Source organism: Halobacterium noricense, assembly GCF_021233435.1.
In the GTDB taxonomy this organism is placed as follows: domain Archaea; phylum Halobacteriota; class Halobacteria; order Halobacteriales; family Halobacteriaceae; genus Halobacterium; species Halobacterium noricense.
Genome location: NZ_CP089468.1, coordinates 1,262,712 through 1,278,042, shown reverse-complemented (window position 1 = coordinate 1,278,042; position 15,331 = coordinate 1,262,712). Strand labels below are relative to the sequence as shown.

14 protein-coding genes are annotated in these 15,331 nt (G+C 62.8%); 10 read left to right on the top strand and 4 right to left on the bottom strand.

The genetic code is table 11. The features are described 5' to 3' along the window. Positions 1-11: 11 nt before the first annotated feature. Both LT974_RS06940 and LT974_RS06935 read right to left on the bottom strand, forming a co-directional pair. Entirely contained in the window at positions 12-419 is a 408-nt protein-coding gene (locus LT974_RS06940) for a hypothetical protein (protein WP_232590006.1), read from the bottom strand. 306 nt (positions 420-725) lie between these two features. Then, entirely contained in the window at positions 726-1,106 is a 381-nt protein-coding gene (locus tag LT974_RS06935) for a hypothetical protein (protein ID WP_232590005.1), read from the bottom strand. A gap of 253 nt (positions 1,107-1,359) precedes the next feature. On the opposite strand from LT974_RS06935, the gene LT974_RS06930 reads away from it, so the two are divergent. The 10 genes from LT974_RS06930 (at position 1,360) to LT974_RS06885 (ending at position 13,929) form a co-directional block, all read left to right on the top strand. After that, complete coding sequence (locus LT974_RS06930) at positions 1,360-2,352, top strand: hypothetical protein (RefSeq protein WP_232590004.1); 993 nt, start codon at positions 1,360-1,362, stop codon at positions 2,350-2,352. A gap of 958 nt (positions 2,353-3,310) precedes the next feature. Beyond that, positions 3,311-3,967 (top strand): hypothetical protein, encoded by a 657-nt coding sequence (locus LT974_RS06925; RefSeq protein ID WP_232590003.1) that lies wholly within the window; start codon positions 3,311-3,313, stop codon positions 3,965-3,967. A gap of 492 nt (positions 3,968-4,459) precedes the next feature. Further along, entirely contained in the window at positions 4,460-4,870 is a 411-nt protein-coding gene (locus tag LT974_RS06920) for a DoxX family membrane protein (RefSeq protein ID WP_232590227.1), read from the top strand. A gap of 211 nt (positions 4,871-5,081) precedes the next feature. Next, positions 5,082-6,044: an AAA family ATPase gene (locus tag LT974_RS06915; protein WP_232590002.1), complete on the top strand. Its 963-nt coding sequence runs from the start codon at positions 5,082-5,084 to the stop codon at positions 6,042-6,044. A gap of 120 nt (positions 6,045-6,164) precedes the next feature. Continuing rightward, positions 6,165-9,179, top strand: a complete 3,015-nt coding sequence (locus LT974_RS06910; RefSeq protein WP_232590001.1) for a transglutaminaseTgpA domain-containing protein — start codon at positions 6,165-6,167, stop codon at positions 9,177-9,179. A gap of 5 nt (positions 9,180-9,184) precedes the next feature. Continuing rightward, a complete protein-coding gene (locus LT974_RS06905; protein WP_232590000.1) occupies positions 9,185-9,811 on the top strand; it encodes a DUF7269 family protein in 627 nt (208 codons plus the stop codon). Continuing rightward, positions 9,808-11,136, top strand: a complete 1,329-nt coding sequence (locus LT974_RS06900; protein WP_232589999.1) for a DUF58 domain-containing protein — start codon at positions 9,808-9,810, stop codon at positions 11,134-11,136. The genes LT974_RS06905 and LT974_RS06900 overlap by 4 nt, the downstream gene beginning before the upstream one ends. A 1-nt stretch (position 11,137) precedes the next feature. Then, entirely contained in the window at positions 11,138-12,772 is a 1,635-nt protein-coding gene (locus LT974_RS06895) for a DUF7519 family protein (RefSeq protein ID WP_232589998.1), read from the top strand. 224 nt (positions 12,773-12,996) lie between these two features. Continuing rightward, positions 12,997-13,371 carry a hypothetical protein gene (locus tag LT974_RS06890; RefSeq protein WP_232589996.1) on the top strand — a complete coding sequence of 125 codons (375 nt, stop codon included), beginning with the start codon at positions 12,997-12,999 and terminating at the stop codon, positions 13,369-13,371. 3 nt (positions 13,372-13,374) lie between these two features. Further along, on the top strand, positions 13,375-13,929 hold the full coding sequence (locus LT974_RS06885; RefSeq protein ID WP_232589994.1) for a hypothetical protein: 555 nt from the start codon (positions 13,375-13,377) through the stop codon (positions 13,927-13,929). 32 nt (positions 13,930-13,961) lie between these two features. On the opposite strand, the gene LT974_RS06880 is transcribed toward LT974_RS06885, so the two are convergent. Further along, complete coding sequence (locus tag LT974_RS06880) at positions 13,962-14,894, bottom strand: RNA-guided endonuclease InsQ/TnpB family protein (protein ID WP_232589992.1); 933 nt, start codon at positions 14,892-14,894, stop codon at positions 13,962-13,964. Further along, positions 14,810-15,214, bottom strand: a complete 405-nt coding sequence (locus tag LT974_RS06875; RefSeq protein ID WP_232589990.1) for a hypothetical protein — start codon at positions 15,212-15,214, stop codon at positions 14,810-14,812. The genes LT974_RS06880 and LT974_RS06875 overlap by 85 nt, the downstream gene beginning before the upstream one ends. Positions 15,215-15,331: the final 117 nt, after the last annotated feature.

Here is a 15,331-nt window from a genome sequence, read left to right as displayed (position 1 = left end):
ACGCTGAGATCCTATTTTTCAGTTTCGGTCTGGGGTGGTAGTTGTCTCCGCAGTTCAAACTGGGTTGAGCGAGTGATCTCTACGCCAGTTTCGAGAGTGCCCGTTACCGAGAATTTGTAGTGTCCCTCGGCGAGATTCACGAAGAGGTACGTCGTCTTACGGCCAGGTGGCGTTGGATGTTCGAAGAGTGCGAGATGCCATGTGTGTTTCTCGCTACAGTCTAGCGTCCGCGTTTCACCGTCCGCGACACCGCCCTTAGTCGCGACTTGCGCCCAGCCATCGGCTGTGCGTCTCTGGATTTCCCACGCCTTCGTCCGCGTGATCGTCAGCGAAGCAGTCGTCTGATTGTGGAGCGTAAACTCGAACCCGTCGTATTTCTCATCAACGGTGAACACCTCGGATTCAGCGGTTAGAGCCACCTCGCCAGATCCTGCACACGACGACGAGAACGTAGCAGACGTAGTTGAGTTTGGGACGTCCTGTGTGGTTGTCTCAGTCGGTGAGCTGCCGCTACAGCCGGTAAGTAGGACGCTTCCGAGACTCGCAAGGATGGCACGGCGAGATCCATCAGGGGGCATGCCTAGCCGTTCATAACATGTTGGATAAGTGTCTTCTGGGCGGCTCACAGCGCTACTGAGCGGCTGTACCATGGTAAGGCAGCTGGTGAGCACCTGCCGCACGTGGGTCATCGATTCGGGAAAGTACAGACGAACGCCTGCCCGCTACTACAGTGGAGACTGTGGCCAGATGCTGTCGGAGCGTTCAATGAAAGCCAGCAGGCCGGCCAGCACGAAGAGTAGCGGCCACCCGAAGATGAACACCATGGAGTACGCGCCAGGGCTGGACGTACCTCCGTCGACGCCACCAGTCGGCATCACTCCAACCAACAGGACGAGGAGGGCGAGCGAAACCGGGGTGACTAACCGCTCTCGTCCCAGGGCGAAGCCCGCTAGACCACCCAGCGCAAGTCCACCGAACGCAATCCAGAGATAGAACGTAATCGGCGAACCCGAACCGAACACTGCCAGCCAGACGCCCGCGTAGAGGACAGCTCCGAGTACGAGCCCGATCGTGCCACCGTTCACTGCAGGTATCCGTTCCTGCACAAGGCCGGAGTCCGAGCGTGAGCGTCATAAGCTTTCTGCGTGCCTCTCGAAGCAGTGGGCACGTTCACGGGCCAGTCTGGGCTGTCGTTCCCGCGGGGCCTTACTGTGGCTGTCCCACGGCAAATCAGCCGGTGAGAAACCACACCGAGATGGGGGAGTAGCTTCGGTCAAGACTGGAAGTGAACTCCCTTTTGCGAATGAGCGTAGCTGGGCTCCCGAACGGTTATGTTCGCAGAATAACGTGTCCTATGGTATGGATCGCCGCTCGTATCTCGCTACAGCCGTCGCTACCTTGGCTGGGCTCGCCGGCTGCATGAACAGCAACACTACCAGCCAACCCACAAACACCGCCGCTACACCGCCCACGACCGACACCACCACGGCGGAGATAACTACGAGTCCACAAACCGAAACCGCCACGGAAACTGAGGCCGCGACAGAGACCACCTCGCAAGCACAACCGGATGCCGCGACCGCAATCAAACGCGCTCGAAACGCCCTCGGGAACGCCCTCCACGAGTACACGGGCAGCGAAGACCCCGATATCACAACCGTGGCGGCTACCTCCACCTCGTTCAAACAGCAACCAGTTAACACTGCCCTCGCGACCGCGCAGGACGCACTTACGACCGCCCAAGAAGCTGATGCCACCGACGAGCAAGCGCAAACCATCCGTAAGCTCACCGGCGTTCATTCGTTCCTCTCGCATTCGACGACCGCGCAGACGCACTTGATTACGGCGTACACTACGCTCAAAACGGCGCGGACGAACCTCCAGAATGAGAACCCCCGCAAGGCGCAATCGACATCGCTGTCGATGCGATCCGCAGTGACAAGTGCACTGAACCCGGTGAGCGCGCTCCAACGGGAACGTGAGTCGAGTGACGCAACTGCCTTAGGGGGATTGTCGGAGTCCGAGTATGCGAGAAAAATCACGCAGTTGGCGGACGAACGCCAGGCACTCAACGACACCGAGGGACTGGTTGGAAAGGTGATTCGTGGTATGAGAGCGCTGGTTGCGGCTCGCGAGTACTACCAGTTGGAGTCGTACTCAGATGCAGTTCCAAAGGCGGATCGGGCGGAGCGAATCTTGAGTGAGGCGGGTGATGAGTTATCGCTGCATTCGGCGGGGGTGTCGTCTTCGGTTTCCAACGAGGTGTCAGCGTTGGCGAGGACGGCGTCCTCGAAGGCTGATGCTGCAGCGGCTGTTCGTGAGAAGAGTTCTTCCAAAGCCAACGACGAATAGCACATTCCTTGAAGTTGCTATGACTTCTACCGCCTAAATATGTCAGACGAAGGGAGAGTGGGTGCCGCGATAGAATGGTTCCTACTGGCAGTAGGGACGGTCTCTGTGATATCCCTCCTGAGCTACGGGTCGTTATCAGCATCTGCTGCAGCCGATGTCGTCAATATGTTTCCACATCCACGAGACTTCGGAATCGGAGGGCGGTCAATATACACGATTATCGCTATTTTCGCGTGGCTCGGTGCACTAATTCACCGACTGAGACGGACTTTGCGGTAAGGATGGGAGTTGTCGTCGGCTGGTCCGCTGGGGGAAGGGAGAGGTCTGGTGCGATAGTTCGTGCGGGGGGTAGGGCTGGTGCGACATGTCAGCCATGAGCCGACGACAAACGCTGGCTTTCACGCAATCAAACTTATTCACTTTGATTGTGGGTTCGCTCGCTAATGGGGTGAGAATGCCGTCGGCCACGGGAGGGGCGTATGAACCAACGCAGCTCCTCGCCGGCCGGGGGGACAACCGGATGTGGCCGACGGCACCACAACCACTGTCCAGGACTCGGAAGGGGGTGTCGCTAACCTACACAGACAGAAATCCCGCCCACTATTTTATGCCGGTCAACCGCCTCGGGGTCAAGTCCCGTGGCATCCGCCTCGTGCCGCCTGTGAATGCATCGGCTGCTGCGAGCCGCTCCCCGATATCTTGTGCCGAGCGCCTAAGCTGGCGCTAACCGTGAGCCCACGACTACCGCCTCAACCGCGTGGCCGGATTACGCTGGCTCCACTGGTAGCGATCGATGTCAATAATCCCCAACTATTTTGATGATATGTCTGCATCATGTTGATGTGTCTAAATGATGGCGGTGCCTGATACGGGACTCACGCTAACCGGGCCACACGACGCCCTCGATGATGCGCTTGACGCGTGTCACAGTGAAATCGCCGAAATCGAACCATCGCTTTTGGACGCCTGCACCGAGCAGACCGACGACCTCGTCGCAGACATCCGCAAGGACAGGAAGGGGATACCTGGCGCGGCCCTAACTGACGAGGAGGATCGCACAGCTCTCCGTGAACACATTGCGACTCGGCTGGCGGAGTCGTGGTTTCCGGAGTTGAATGGGCGTGGCAGCGACCTCGGGCTCAACTGGACCGCGTTCAAAACCGCCGTCCAGCGCTACACCGAATGTCTCTACCTTCGTGCGTTCGACGCTTATGGGACCGCGTCGGAGGCGTTCACGGCGATCGAGCGATGCCGAACGACGGCGAAGCGGCTGTTCGATGATATCGAAACACGACTCCAGCGTGACCAGCCAGATACGATGACCGAAAACGAGGACTCACTACAATCGCTGTTCGTCGATGCTGAGGATTGTGTCACCGACGCCAAGCAGTACCTCGCCGACGCCAAGACCGCGGTCGATCGCGTACACGCCTACTATACGATCGGTGAAGCGTATCGATCAGAATTCGAGTTCGAACCCACCAACTTCTCGTACGTCGCTCTGAGTGACGACCCCGACTGGTTTCTGCAAGATCTCCGCCATCGCCGCGACCGCCTCGACACCCGGGTCGACTGGCTCCAAACCGATTTCGCGAGCCTCAGGCAACGCAGCTAACCAGCCGGACGCCACCAACATCACCCGTCATGGTGCGGACCAGTCTCCCTGTATGTCGAAGCAATGAACGTCCGGCGACGCCAGCCCTCGATAGCCAAGCGAATCGGCCACGAGTCCATTAGCGCCGATAGAGCGACCAGCGGCGGGGACTCTATCCGCGACCCACCGCTGAGGCGGTTGGCGTGTCGGTAGGTTGTCGCAAGTGGCTGACGCGCGTCCTCCAACCCTCCGAGACCGGCATCCGCATTGGACCTCTGTGAGTGAACCTGGACTCAGTCTCGACAACCACGGTCCGTCACGGGAGGGAACGGCATACAGTACTCGTGACGTCGGAGACGAGTCTGAGAGGCGACGCAACTTTACGCCGTCGTTTTACCGTCCGGTCAACAGCCGTATACGGCCCCCACGCTACGTTGTACATATGCTGAACTACGACCAATCACGGCTACTGCGGAGTACTATCGAGCAAACGTGTCTGCGGGTGGCTGCGTGATGGCGGTGCTTGACACCGCCATAATCGTCATCGGTCGCCTCCTCTTCGGTGGCGTCCTCGCGTTCACCGGCGTTAGCCACTTTACGCAGACCGACCAGATGGCCGACTACGCCGAGTATAAGGGCCTCCCCGTGCCTCGGTTCTCCGTGCTCGCCTCCGGCGCACTCCTCGTTCTCGGTGGGCTGGGCGTCATCGTGGGCGTCTTTCCCGTCGTCGCCGCAATCGCACTTGCGGCGTTCCTCATCGTCTCCGCAGTCATGATGCACGATTTCTGGGCGGTTCCCGACGACCAACGGCAGGATGAGCTCAACAGCTTCCTGAAGAACATCTCGCTGGCAGGTGGCTCACTTGTCATCGCGAGCGTCGCAAGCAACGGCTGGACGCTCAGTCTCGGCGTCACCCTCTTCTGAGCAGGCTAGTTTCGCGACGACAACGCAGCACCTCGTGACTAACCCAAGGGGCGTCTCACCTCTGCAACGACGGCTATTGCTGTCCCCGAGCGCTCGTTACCGCTGCTAGTTTGAGAGCACTCCCGCGACAGGGCGTCGATTTGACCTCTTGACCGGGCGTGCCTTGGATGGGAGCGATAGTTATTTGCGACCGCCCTCGTCCTGTCATCGTATGGACTCGTCGACGGCGCGCGACCGCGTGGGGGACGTACTTGAGGAAGTACAAGCTGCGGTAATTGCTGACGACGACTTCCTCGAGAGCGTGATGACCGCCTTCCTCGCGGACGGGCACGCACTCCTTGAGGACGTCCCAGGGACCGGGAAGACGCTGACCGCGCAGAGTTTCGCGACAGCGCTCGGCTTGGAGTTCTCCCGCATCCAGTTTACGCCGGATTTGTTGCCGGCGGACATCACTGGGTCGAACATCTATAATGAGGCTGATGGGACGTTCGAGTTCCAGCCCGGGCCAGTGTTCGCGAACGTCGTGCTCGCTGACGAGATCAATCGCGCACCCCCGAAAACACAGGCCGCGCTGCTCGAAGCGATGGGGGAAGGGCAAGTGAGTGTGAACGGCACCACTCACGAGTTGCCGAGTCCGTTTTTCGTGATTGCGACGCAGAATCCCGTCGAGCAGGAGGGGACGTTCGGGCTGCCGGAAGCCCAGCGCGACCGGTTCATGGTGAAAACGAGTATGGGGTATCCCGGGCTGGACGGCGAACTCGAGCTAATTGATCGGCGCGCGAATCGGTTCGAACACGTCCCCAGCGTCACGCCAGTCTTGGATGGCGCCGAAACGGTCGCCGACCTGCAACACGTGCCGGAGACCGTTGACGTCGAGACGCGGCTGCGTGAGTATCTCGTTCGGATCGGCCGCCGGACGCGTGAGGACGACCGTGTCGACGTTGGTGTGAGTCCGCGCGGCATCCAGAAGCTCTTCGAGGCGTCACGGGCCCGCGCGACGCTTGCCGGCCGCGACTACGTGGTACCGGACGATATCAAGACCACCGCGATCCCTGCCCTCCAGCATCGCCTCGTGTTGACCGCGGAAGCGGATGCCAAGGGCGTCGATCGTGAGGCGATCATCGAGGATGTCCTCGAGCAGCTTGCGGTGCCGGGCGTCACTGAAGAGGAGTGACAACGAGCACAGGTGTCCCGGAGTGTGATTTAAATCTGACAACACTTTTAATGGTTGCCTCAGCATATCACGCTATCAGCATGCCCGGATGGGGGACGGCCAGGGGGCTATACAACACGAATGAGTGATCGTCAGCAAACGCCACTCGTTGACTCCGGCCGGTCACGGCAGTGGAGGAGCGTCGCGCTCACGGGCTTACTCATCATCGCGGTCGTTCTGGCGACTGGGTTGACGCCCGCGCTGGGCTCGCTCGCGAATGACACGCCCGCCAGTTCTGTCGTTCCTGTCCCTGGTGGCGGGTCGGAGCCACTCCAAGGCAGTGGTGGGGGTGGCAGCGCTGGGAATGGAACCGGTGGTGGCGCAGCAGCTGGTGGTGGGAGCCAACTCGGCGCGCTGTCTCCCGGCCAGGAGACGAGCGTCGGGGGGAGCCTGGCGTCGGAAAATTCGTCCGGGTTCCAGTCTCAGAATGACGAAATTCATTTTGTCGTGAACGCTGACCGGCCGGCGTACTGGCGGACGAACGCGTACGACCGCTACACCGGTAGCGGCTGGCAACAGACCGGTACGCCGAGCGCGTATTCGGCGCCGATTCACACCGAACGGAGTGACCGACAGCTCACGTACAGCGTCCAGCTGAAGACGGCGGCGACGGCGCTCCCGACGGCGTGGCGGCCACACCGCGTGCGTAGTGGGGCCACCCTGCAGGTGACGCCTACGCGGGCCGTGCATGCCGCCGAGACACTCCCCGCGGGGACGACGTACACTGCGCGGAGTTCGCGGCCACCACGCGACCCAGCCGTCCTGAAAGCGACCAGTGGGAGTGCGTCCGGGGACGTGGCCGACAAGTACACGCAGTTACCGCGCGAGGAACGCGAAGCACTCACACCGGCCGTCGAAACGATCACTGCTGGCGCTACGTCGCGATATGCCGCGGCCAAGCGGGTCGAGGCCTGGCTGGAGACGAACAAGAACTACTCGCTGTCCGTCTCGGAGCCACCATCCGATGGTGTCGCCAGCCAGTTCGTCCACGACATGGAGGCGGGGTACTGTGAGTACTTCGCGACGAGCATGACCGCGCTGCTGCGCGCCCACGACATTCCTGCACGCTACGTGGTCGGGTATGCGCCGGGCGAACAGTCGGGCCCCAACCAGTACACGGTTCGCGCGCTGCACGCTCACGCGTGGGTTGAAGTCTACTTCAGCGACGTTGGCTGGGTGCGCTTCGACCCGACTCCCGCCAGCGAGCGCCAGACCCAGGAAGCCCAATCGATCGGCACGGGCAGCGGGAGCGCCGCGGGCTCGCAAAGCGAGTACACCCCTGCCGGCGTCCCTGGATCTCCGGGGGAGACGCCACCGACCAACAATCAACAGTCGCCGAACGGCACCCAGTCCGGGAGCGCCACGGGTGGAAGCGGCCAGCCACAACCCGGTCCAGCAGGTACGACCGCGGGGCCAGCGGGCGCACCCAGCGATGGGAGTCCCACGAGCAGTACTGGACAGAACAGCTCGACCAGTAGTGGGGAGCCGTCGTCGGGAGACGGCGACTCCCAGTCCAACGAACCCACACAGAACGACTCGGAGACTGGTTCAGAATCCAGCCCGCTGAATGTGACGCTGAATCGTGATCCAGTCCCCGGCAGCACCGTACTTGTGACGGTTACTCGGCAGGATACTGCCGTTTCGGGGGCTCGCGTCTCGTTCAACGGCGAGTCAGTCGGCGTGACGAACGAGACTGGCAACGTGACTGGGACAGTGCCGTACACCGCCACCTTGAACATCTCCGTCACAGCGCCGACCGACTCCGCGACGGCACAACGCACATCGCAACTGGCGACGCCACAGCAGAGTTATCGACCGCTAACCCTCCGCAGCGCCCAGCCCGCACGCGACGAGCGAATTGCCCCACGGAGCAGCACGCAGACGCACGCCCAACCACCTGAGTCGGGGAACAACACGACGAAGAGCTATTCGTTGGCGACGAACGCGTCCGTCTCGATTCTCGGGCGGACGGTCACGGGGAATACGGTGCGAGTGGTGGCGGCCGTCGATAACGTTTCTCTCCGGAATGCGTCGGTCAGCCTCGATGGCGAGGCAGTCGCCAGGACGAACAATTCGGGTATGACGACGCTCACGCTGCCGAGTGTCCCCGGCAACGCGACGATCCGCGTCGAGCGCGGCGAGGTCGCCGGGACGAGGTCGGTTCGATTGCCGGAACTCACGGTGAATGCGTCATCTGTGGCGCCGCTTGCACTCCCGTTCACCCGCGTCGAGGTCATGGCCACCCTGAATGGGTCGGCTGTACCCGGTGCCCCAGTCCGACTCAACGGTAACGAGGTTGGCGTCACCGGGCCGGATGGCACGCTCACAACGCGCCTCCCGGTCGCCGACGCGGCCGCACTCGAAGTCCGCAAGTTCGAACAGACCACCACGACGAGCATCCAGGGGATCTACCAGAATACCGCGATTGCCGTTGGTGCGGTCGTCCTCGTGGTGGGCGTGCTCGGGTACACCAAACGCCGGTCCGGGGTTCGCGCTCGGGGAGTGCTCGCACGCCTGACCGCATTCCTCGTTGGGGCTGTGCGGTGGCTCAGTAACACGCTCGTCTACGTCGCCACTACGATGGCCGGATGGGTCGCGCGTAGTATTCGGACGCTCCACGCAGCACTCCGTGCGGTACTCGCGACTCTCCGTGGGAAGCTCTCGCCGCGGGTGCTCGCCACGCGGCTCGCGCGGTGGTTGCAGCGGGTGCGCCGGCGACTCACCAGCCAGACGTCGTCGATTGCGGACGACATCACGAACCGCGCCCGCGCCGTGCAGCGCGGCGACACAGCCACGCCACAGTCGGATTATCGGACGTTCCGGGAGGCCTGGGAGACGCTGCTCACGCATGTGTCCATTCGTCGGCCCGACAACTACACGCCGGGCGAGCTTGCGGCACACGCCGTCAGCCGTGACGAGTTGCCGGCCGACGCGGTTGCCACGCTGCGCAACGAGTTCCGCGCCGTCGAATACGGCCATCGGGAGCCGTCAGCGCGACTGGAACGCGTCGAGACCGCAAGTCAGGCGATCGAAGCGGCAGCCCGTGATGAGGCAACTCAAGCGGAGGACAGTTCGGAGACTGGGGGTGCGGACTAATGCGGATGCGTACCGCTGTCAGTGGTGGGTTGGGCGTGCTGGCGCTCGCGCTCGGCACAGTCTACACCTTCGAACCGGGGCTCGCGACACAGCTCCCCGGCCTCTCCCTCGTCGAAACCAGACTCGGCGACACGGACCCGAATCACCTGCTGACGGCCGTTGGCGGCGTCCTCTCGCTGTACGCGCTCCTCGGGGCGTGGGGTGGGAGCATAACCCCGTCGAACCCGGCTGCAGGCAGTACGTCCCGGTATGATGGCGCACAGGAGCGCGCGCCGGAACGCGTTATCGACGACGACCGAACGCCAGTTACTGAAGCCGTTCCCAGTACGCTTGACGCCACTTCACTCACGGAAGACGAGACCGCGGAAGCACGCACGCTCCTGCGGGACACAACGGAGGCGTTGATCGCGACGGCAGACGCCACCCCCGAGGACGCGCTCGCGGATGGGGCGTGGACGGAGTCGCAGCTTGCAGCAGCGTTCCTCTCAGACGCCGGGGACGTCGAGTATTCCGTCTGGAGTCGGCTGCGTCGGTGGCTGGATCCGGAGCGGGAACGCGCTCGCCGCGTCCGCGTCACCGCTCGGGAAGTCGAAGCTTTCGCTGCACACCGCACGGAGGCGGATGGCGAATGACGGCCGTGAGGCGGACGTACCGCTGGCAGATGGCGGGGATTGCGGCCCTGCTTCTCGTCGCGGTTGGCTTCCTGTACGCCAGCGCGATGGTCGTCGCTGCAGCCGCGATCCCCGTCGCGTTCGCCGCCTACGACGCACTCTCCGTGGTTCCAGCCGACGCTGAGCTTCAGGCGGACCGAGAAATTGGTATGACCGCCGCCAGTCCCGGTGAGCGCGTCCCAGTCACGCTCACTGTGACGAACACTGGGGACGCGGCGGTACCGGATCTGCGCGTGATCGACGGTGTCCCCGGGGAGCTTGCAGTGGTCTCGGGAACTCCGCGGGTGAGCGCGCCACTGCGAGCCGGCGACACCGCGTCGACCACCTACGAGGTGGTGGCCAAACGCGGCCAGCACGAGTTCGATGCGCCCGTCGCCCGTGGCCGGTCTTTTGCCGGGAGTGAGCAGGCGACGACCACCCTCGAGCCGGGCGGCGACACCAGCTTCGAGGGGCTTCGCGCGATCGACTCCCCACCAACGAAGACGCCCATTCATCGCGCAGGCACGCAGCCAACCGACCAGGGTGGCCCGGGGCTCGAGTTCCACCGCACACGCGACTACCAACCGAATGACCCACTGAATCGCTTGAACTGGCGCCAGTACGCCAAAACCGGCGAGCTCTCGACGGTCGAATTCCGGGAGGAACATGCCACTCGGACGGCCATCATCGTGGATGCGCGCAAAGCGACGCGTGTGAGTCCGGCACCAGGCCATCCGACAGCCCCGGAACTCAACGCGTACGTGAGCGCACGCTTGCACGACGCCCTCGCGACGGCCGACGTCGACACGCTCCTCACCGCGGTCGGCTTACCCGACGACGCGACGCTTACTGTCGGCCCGCATGATCTGCCGTGGGTGACCGCTGAGACGCCGACTGACGCCGCCGACCTCCTCGATGCCGTCGAGGACACCGCAACGAATGGGCCGAATCGCCACTCGGTGACGCCAACCCCACCGCGTGCGGACGTCTTCGATCTCTCGATGCCGGCAGCGGGCGAGGCGATTCGCCGCCGCCTCCCACCACGCGCCGAGGTTGTGGTTGTCACGCCCTTGCTCGACGACTGGCCGCTCGAGCTCGCGGGGGGACTGCGGCCGTACGACTACCCGGTTACGGTGGTCAGTCCGGACGTGACCGACCGCACAACGAGTGCGGGCAATCTCGTCGCGCTCCACCGCGACCTCCGACAGACGCGGCTGACGGATGCCGGCTTCGCGGTCGTTGACTGGCAGCTCGACACGCCGATTGATACAGCGCTCGCCCGCTCACTCACCCACCTCACTCACTAAGATGTCCTCACAGCCAACGACCGTCGACGAGTCCACGTGGCGACCGACGAGACAGGCCACCCTCATTAGCGTCCTCGTCACGATCGCCGTAACGTCGCTGATCGCCGCCTGGCTTGACTTGCTGCTCCCGCTTGCGACTGCATGGGTCGCCGCGCTCTCGCTCGCTGGCGGGCTGTGGCTGGCGACGCACTCCTCGTGGCGCGTCATCACGCAGTATCTTGCCGGCCTGCTCGTCGCCCCGCTCGGGCTCGCAGCGACGGGCGGGCTCGCGTACGCCGCGCTGTCGCTGTCCGGAACACGATTCCCACAGCCGACACCCGCGCAGGGCGCGACAGCCATCCTTGAGGTGGTTGCCCAACTCATCGTCGTCGCGAGTCTCATGCTGGCGGTGGTTGGCGCCTGCGTCGCCATCGCGGACCTCCTCACGCGGGCGTCACTCCGCGCGCTCTCCAGCGTCACGTACCGAACACTCGTCAGTCCAGTACTCGCGACAACAGTGCTGGCAGCGGCGGCAGTCATCGGCACGGCCACGCTTGCCCGCCAGAATCAGACGGTTGGCAGCACCGTCAGCGACGGCCTCTCCGTGGTGACGACGTATTTCCTCACGCCCGCCGCGGCTGCGCCCCAAGTGGCCTCGCTCGTCCTCCTGCTCTTCGGGACAACCGCTACACTCGGGATGGCGCTTCGCGCCCTTCCAATTGTCGCGCTCTTCGGCCGCGAGCACGAGGCCGCACTCCACACAATTCAGGGGCACCTCACCAAACTCACCTGGGGTCTCATACTCCTCATCCCGATCGGCGTAATTACCGACGTGCTGCTTCGGCGCCCACAGTTCCGGTCGGAACTGAGTGGTTCGACCTATCGATTGCTGATCGGCGCGACCCAACTGGAACCACTCCGGTTCCTACTCGCCATCAGTATCGGCGTGAGCCTCGGCTTAGTTGTGGTGAGTTCCGTGCTCAAGCGGCTTGCACAGGCCTCGGCGGCGCTCTCAGTTGCACGGTACAGTGCGGCGCTCAGCGGCGTCACGCTCACCGTCGTCGGGGTCGTTGTCGCCGACCCGCTCGTCAACACAGTCCAGGCGTTCATCGTGACATCACTGCCGTCAACGATGGCGCCGACCTACCGCCAGCTCTCCGGGAGCGTTATCACATTCTACGGCCCGGCCACCATTACGCTCGCCGCGCTGACAGCCGTTCTCCTCAGTACCGCCGGGATGATCGCGGGCTTCCGGCTGGCGATGTGGATCAAGCTCCTGCCAGCCAAAACCGTCGGCCCTGCACTGTCTGGGGCAGGGCTCTTCGTTGCCTCCGCCTTCGGCGGTGTCGAGGCACTCCCGGGATGGGTGTTGTTCGCTGGTATCATCGGCAGTTTCGTCGCCTGGGATAGTGGCCACTTCGCCTGGCAACTCGGCCAAGAAGTTGGCCGCCACACCCCCACGCGAAATACTGAAGCTGTCCACCTCGCTGGCACCCTCGCCGTCGGTATTGTCGCCAGCGCCATCGCCGTTGCCGCGCTCACCTACGCTACGGCGATTTCATTTATCGACCCGACCACCATCCCGGTCGCCCTGGTCGGTGCCGCTATTGCCATCTTCCTCCTCGTCTTCGCACTCCGGTCAGCGACCACCGCCTGAGGCCGTCGGCGTCTCGACATCGAGGCCGACGACAAACTCCGCTGGCACGTCGACGATGAGGACTGTCCTTCGATGCGTGGGGCACCGTATTGGTCGAATGCTTCTTCGACCGTTCGTGTGAGCCTCTCTGGACGCAGACGTTTCGACTGTTGGGGAGTCAGCGGCTCCGCCTCGAATTGGTGACGCCACGCTTATTTGTGTGTAGACCCTACACATAGAGTGTGATGTCGGAGGAAAAAACGCGCGTCGACTTTAACGCGCCACGGTCGCTCGTCGAGCGTGCTGATCGGGCCGCCGACCTCCTCGATATCTCCCGAACGCAGCTGCTCATCGACGCCCTACAGGACGAACTCGCGGAACTGACGGACAACGACGAGTTCCGGGCTCGCATCAAGCAAGCCTACTACGACGGCCGAGCGGACTACCAGACGATCGAGGACCTCCTCGGAACGGAAGCGGCGATGCGGCTGAAACTCCTCCGTGACTCCATCGATCGCGCGCCACCCGAGCCAGTCCTCGACGACGAGCTTCCCAGTGACGACGAGTTCTACGAGGGGAACGTCGAGACGTGGTCGGACAGCGACGAGTCGGACGCGTAATAAATGGCGGGCCAATCGACGATTGTTATTGATGCGAATTCGTTGCTGAATCTCGCGATAACTCGCGTCGACGCCAGCGACCGCGCGCCGACGGGCGCAGATCCACTCAAAGCACTGCTCGCGACATACGACGTCCACGTTCCGGACGTGGTGATGGGGGAGATTGGAGAGGCTGCTGTGGGCGACGACCTCCTCGCCAGGGCCGCCGACCTCGTGCTCCAAGCAGCCCACCACCTGACGACGCACGATGTCGAAGCGGCACTCGAAGCGCCGCTGACCTATGGACTTGACACAGGCGAATCACACGCGATCTGGCTCGCAAACGACCTCCAAGCCGCGATGTTTCTTACCGACGAATTCAACACCACGAACTATCTCCTCGTCTCTCTCAGCCTCAATGACCGAAACACGCTCTTCACTACGCCGCACGTCCTCTGTTCGCTCGCACGTGATGGAATTCTCTCGACAGCCTACGTCGACGCCGTGCTGACGTACTTTGTTGAGACGAAACACTGGGACAGAGCCTATGTCGAGCGACTCCGAACCGAATATCTCTGAGTCGCTCCCAGCGTACGGTCAGGGACCCACCGCTAAAGCGGTGGGCTTGTCAGTGGACTCGCGCTCTGGCCGATACTCTCGGCAGGCGAATAGTCGCCGTTCGCGTTCAGCGTCCCTGACTTCAGCGCCACCTGACAGTTGGCGCGTCCAGCACCAGACTTGAGCCAGTGCTGGACAAGCCGCCACCCAATATTCCGCGCGGCATTATAGTCGGCGTGGAGTTCCTTCCCACAGTTCAGGCACTCGAAGTCGTCACCGTTTCGGTTCTTGTCGTGTGTGAAGCCGCACGCTGCGTGGCTGCACCGCTGACTCGTGTATGCGGGTTCAACTGTCTCCACCAGTATTCCGTGCTCTTCGGCTTTGTACTCGGTGTACTCCTGGATCGTGCGGAACGCCCACTGCTGGAATTTACTGGCGTTCGAGATGCGGTCGCAAATCTGCTCGAGGTCCTCGAACGCGATAGCCGAACAGTCATGGCGGCGCGCTTCTTGCACGATGGCTTTCGAGACACGGTGGAGGTAGTCGTCACTCCAGCGTGAGAACCGTGATCCAATATGCTGGATGGTGAGGTGGGCGGATCGAGTGCCAGTCTGTTGCAGACGACCACGCCGTCGTTCGTACTCGCTGCGCTTGTGGTTGAGGGAGTCCGCATTCCCGAGGAACGAGCCCGTGCTGGTGACGGCGAGGTAGCCATCAACGTTGAGGTCAACGCCGAGAACCGCTCCGTTCTCGACTGTCGACGCATCCGTCTCTAGGTCTTTCTCCACGGCAACGTGGAGGTAGTACTCGCCGTCACGCTTGTGGAGGGTCGCCTCGTTGCGCTCCCACTCCCCACTATTCCAATATTCGGCGAACGGCGTCCCTTCGTCGTCTTCGGGCGTCACGTATTCAGCGCGAATGCGGCCATCGACGGTAGCGAGCGTACAGTGGTCGTCGTTGTACGTAATTGTACGGACGCCGTACACGAGGCTGTCCCGCGGAAGGTGGGCTCGCTTGCGGTTTCTCCCTCGAAGATGCGATCTTGGCAGTTCGAAAGAGCGTTAGCCGCGAGGCTTCGCGCTGACTGAACATGGTTGGAGTGCAGCTCCGTGTCCTCGCGCACGTCGTCATAGGTGGCGGCGTTGAGGTCACTTTGGTCAGTAATAATCTCGGTTGGGTCGTCGGCCCAGCCATACTCTGCGACGGACTGGGCGGCGTAGCGAAACTGCTCGAACGTCTCGTCGAGGACGCTGTGAGCGGCGTCTGGCACGTCGAGTTTCACTTGGATGTTCCGAACGACCGCCACACCTCATATGGGCATCTGGAATCACGTAAAAATTTAAGTCCGAGTTGGGGGAGTCAGCCGGGCTATCGTCGGTGGACTGCTGAGTAAAGCGGACGCGATTCCTCCCACCCCTAAAGG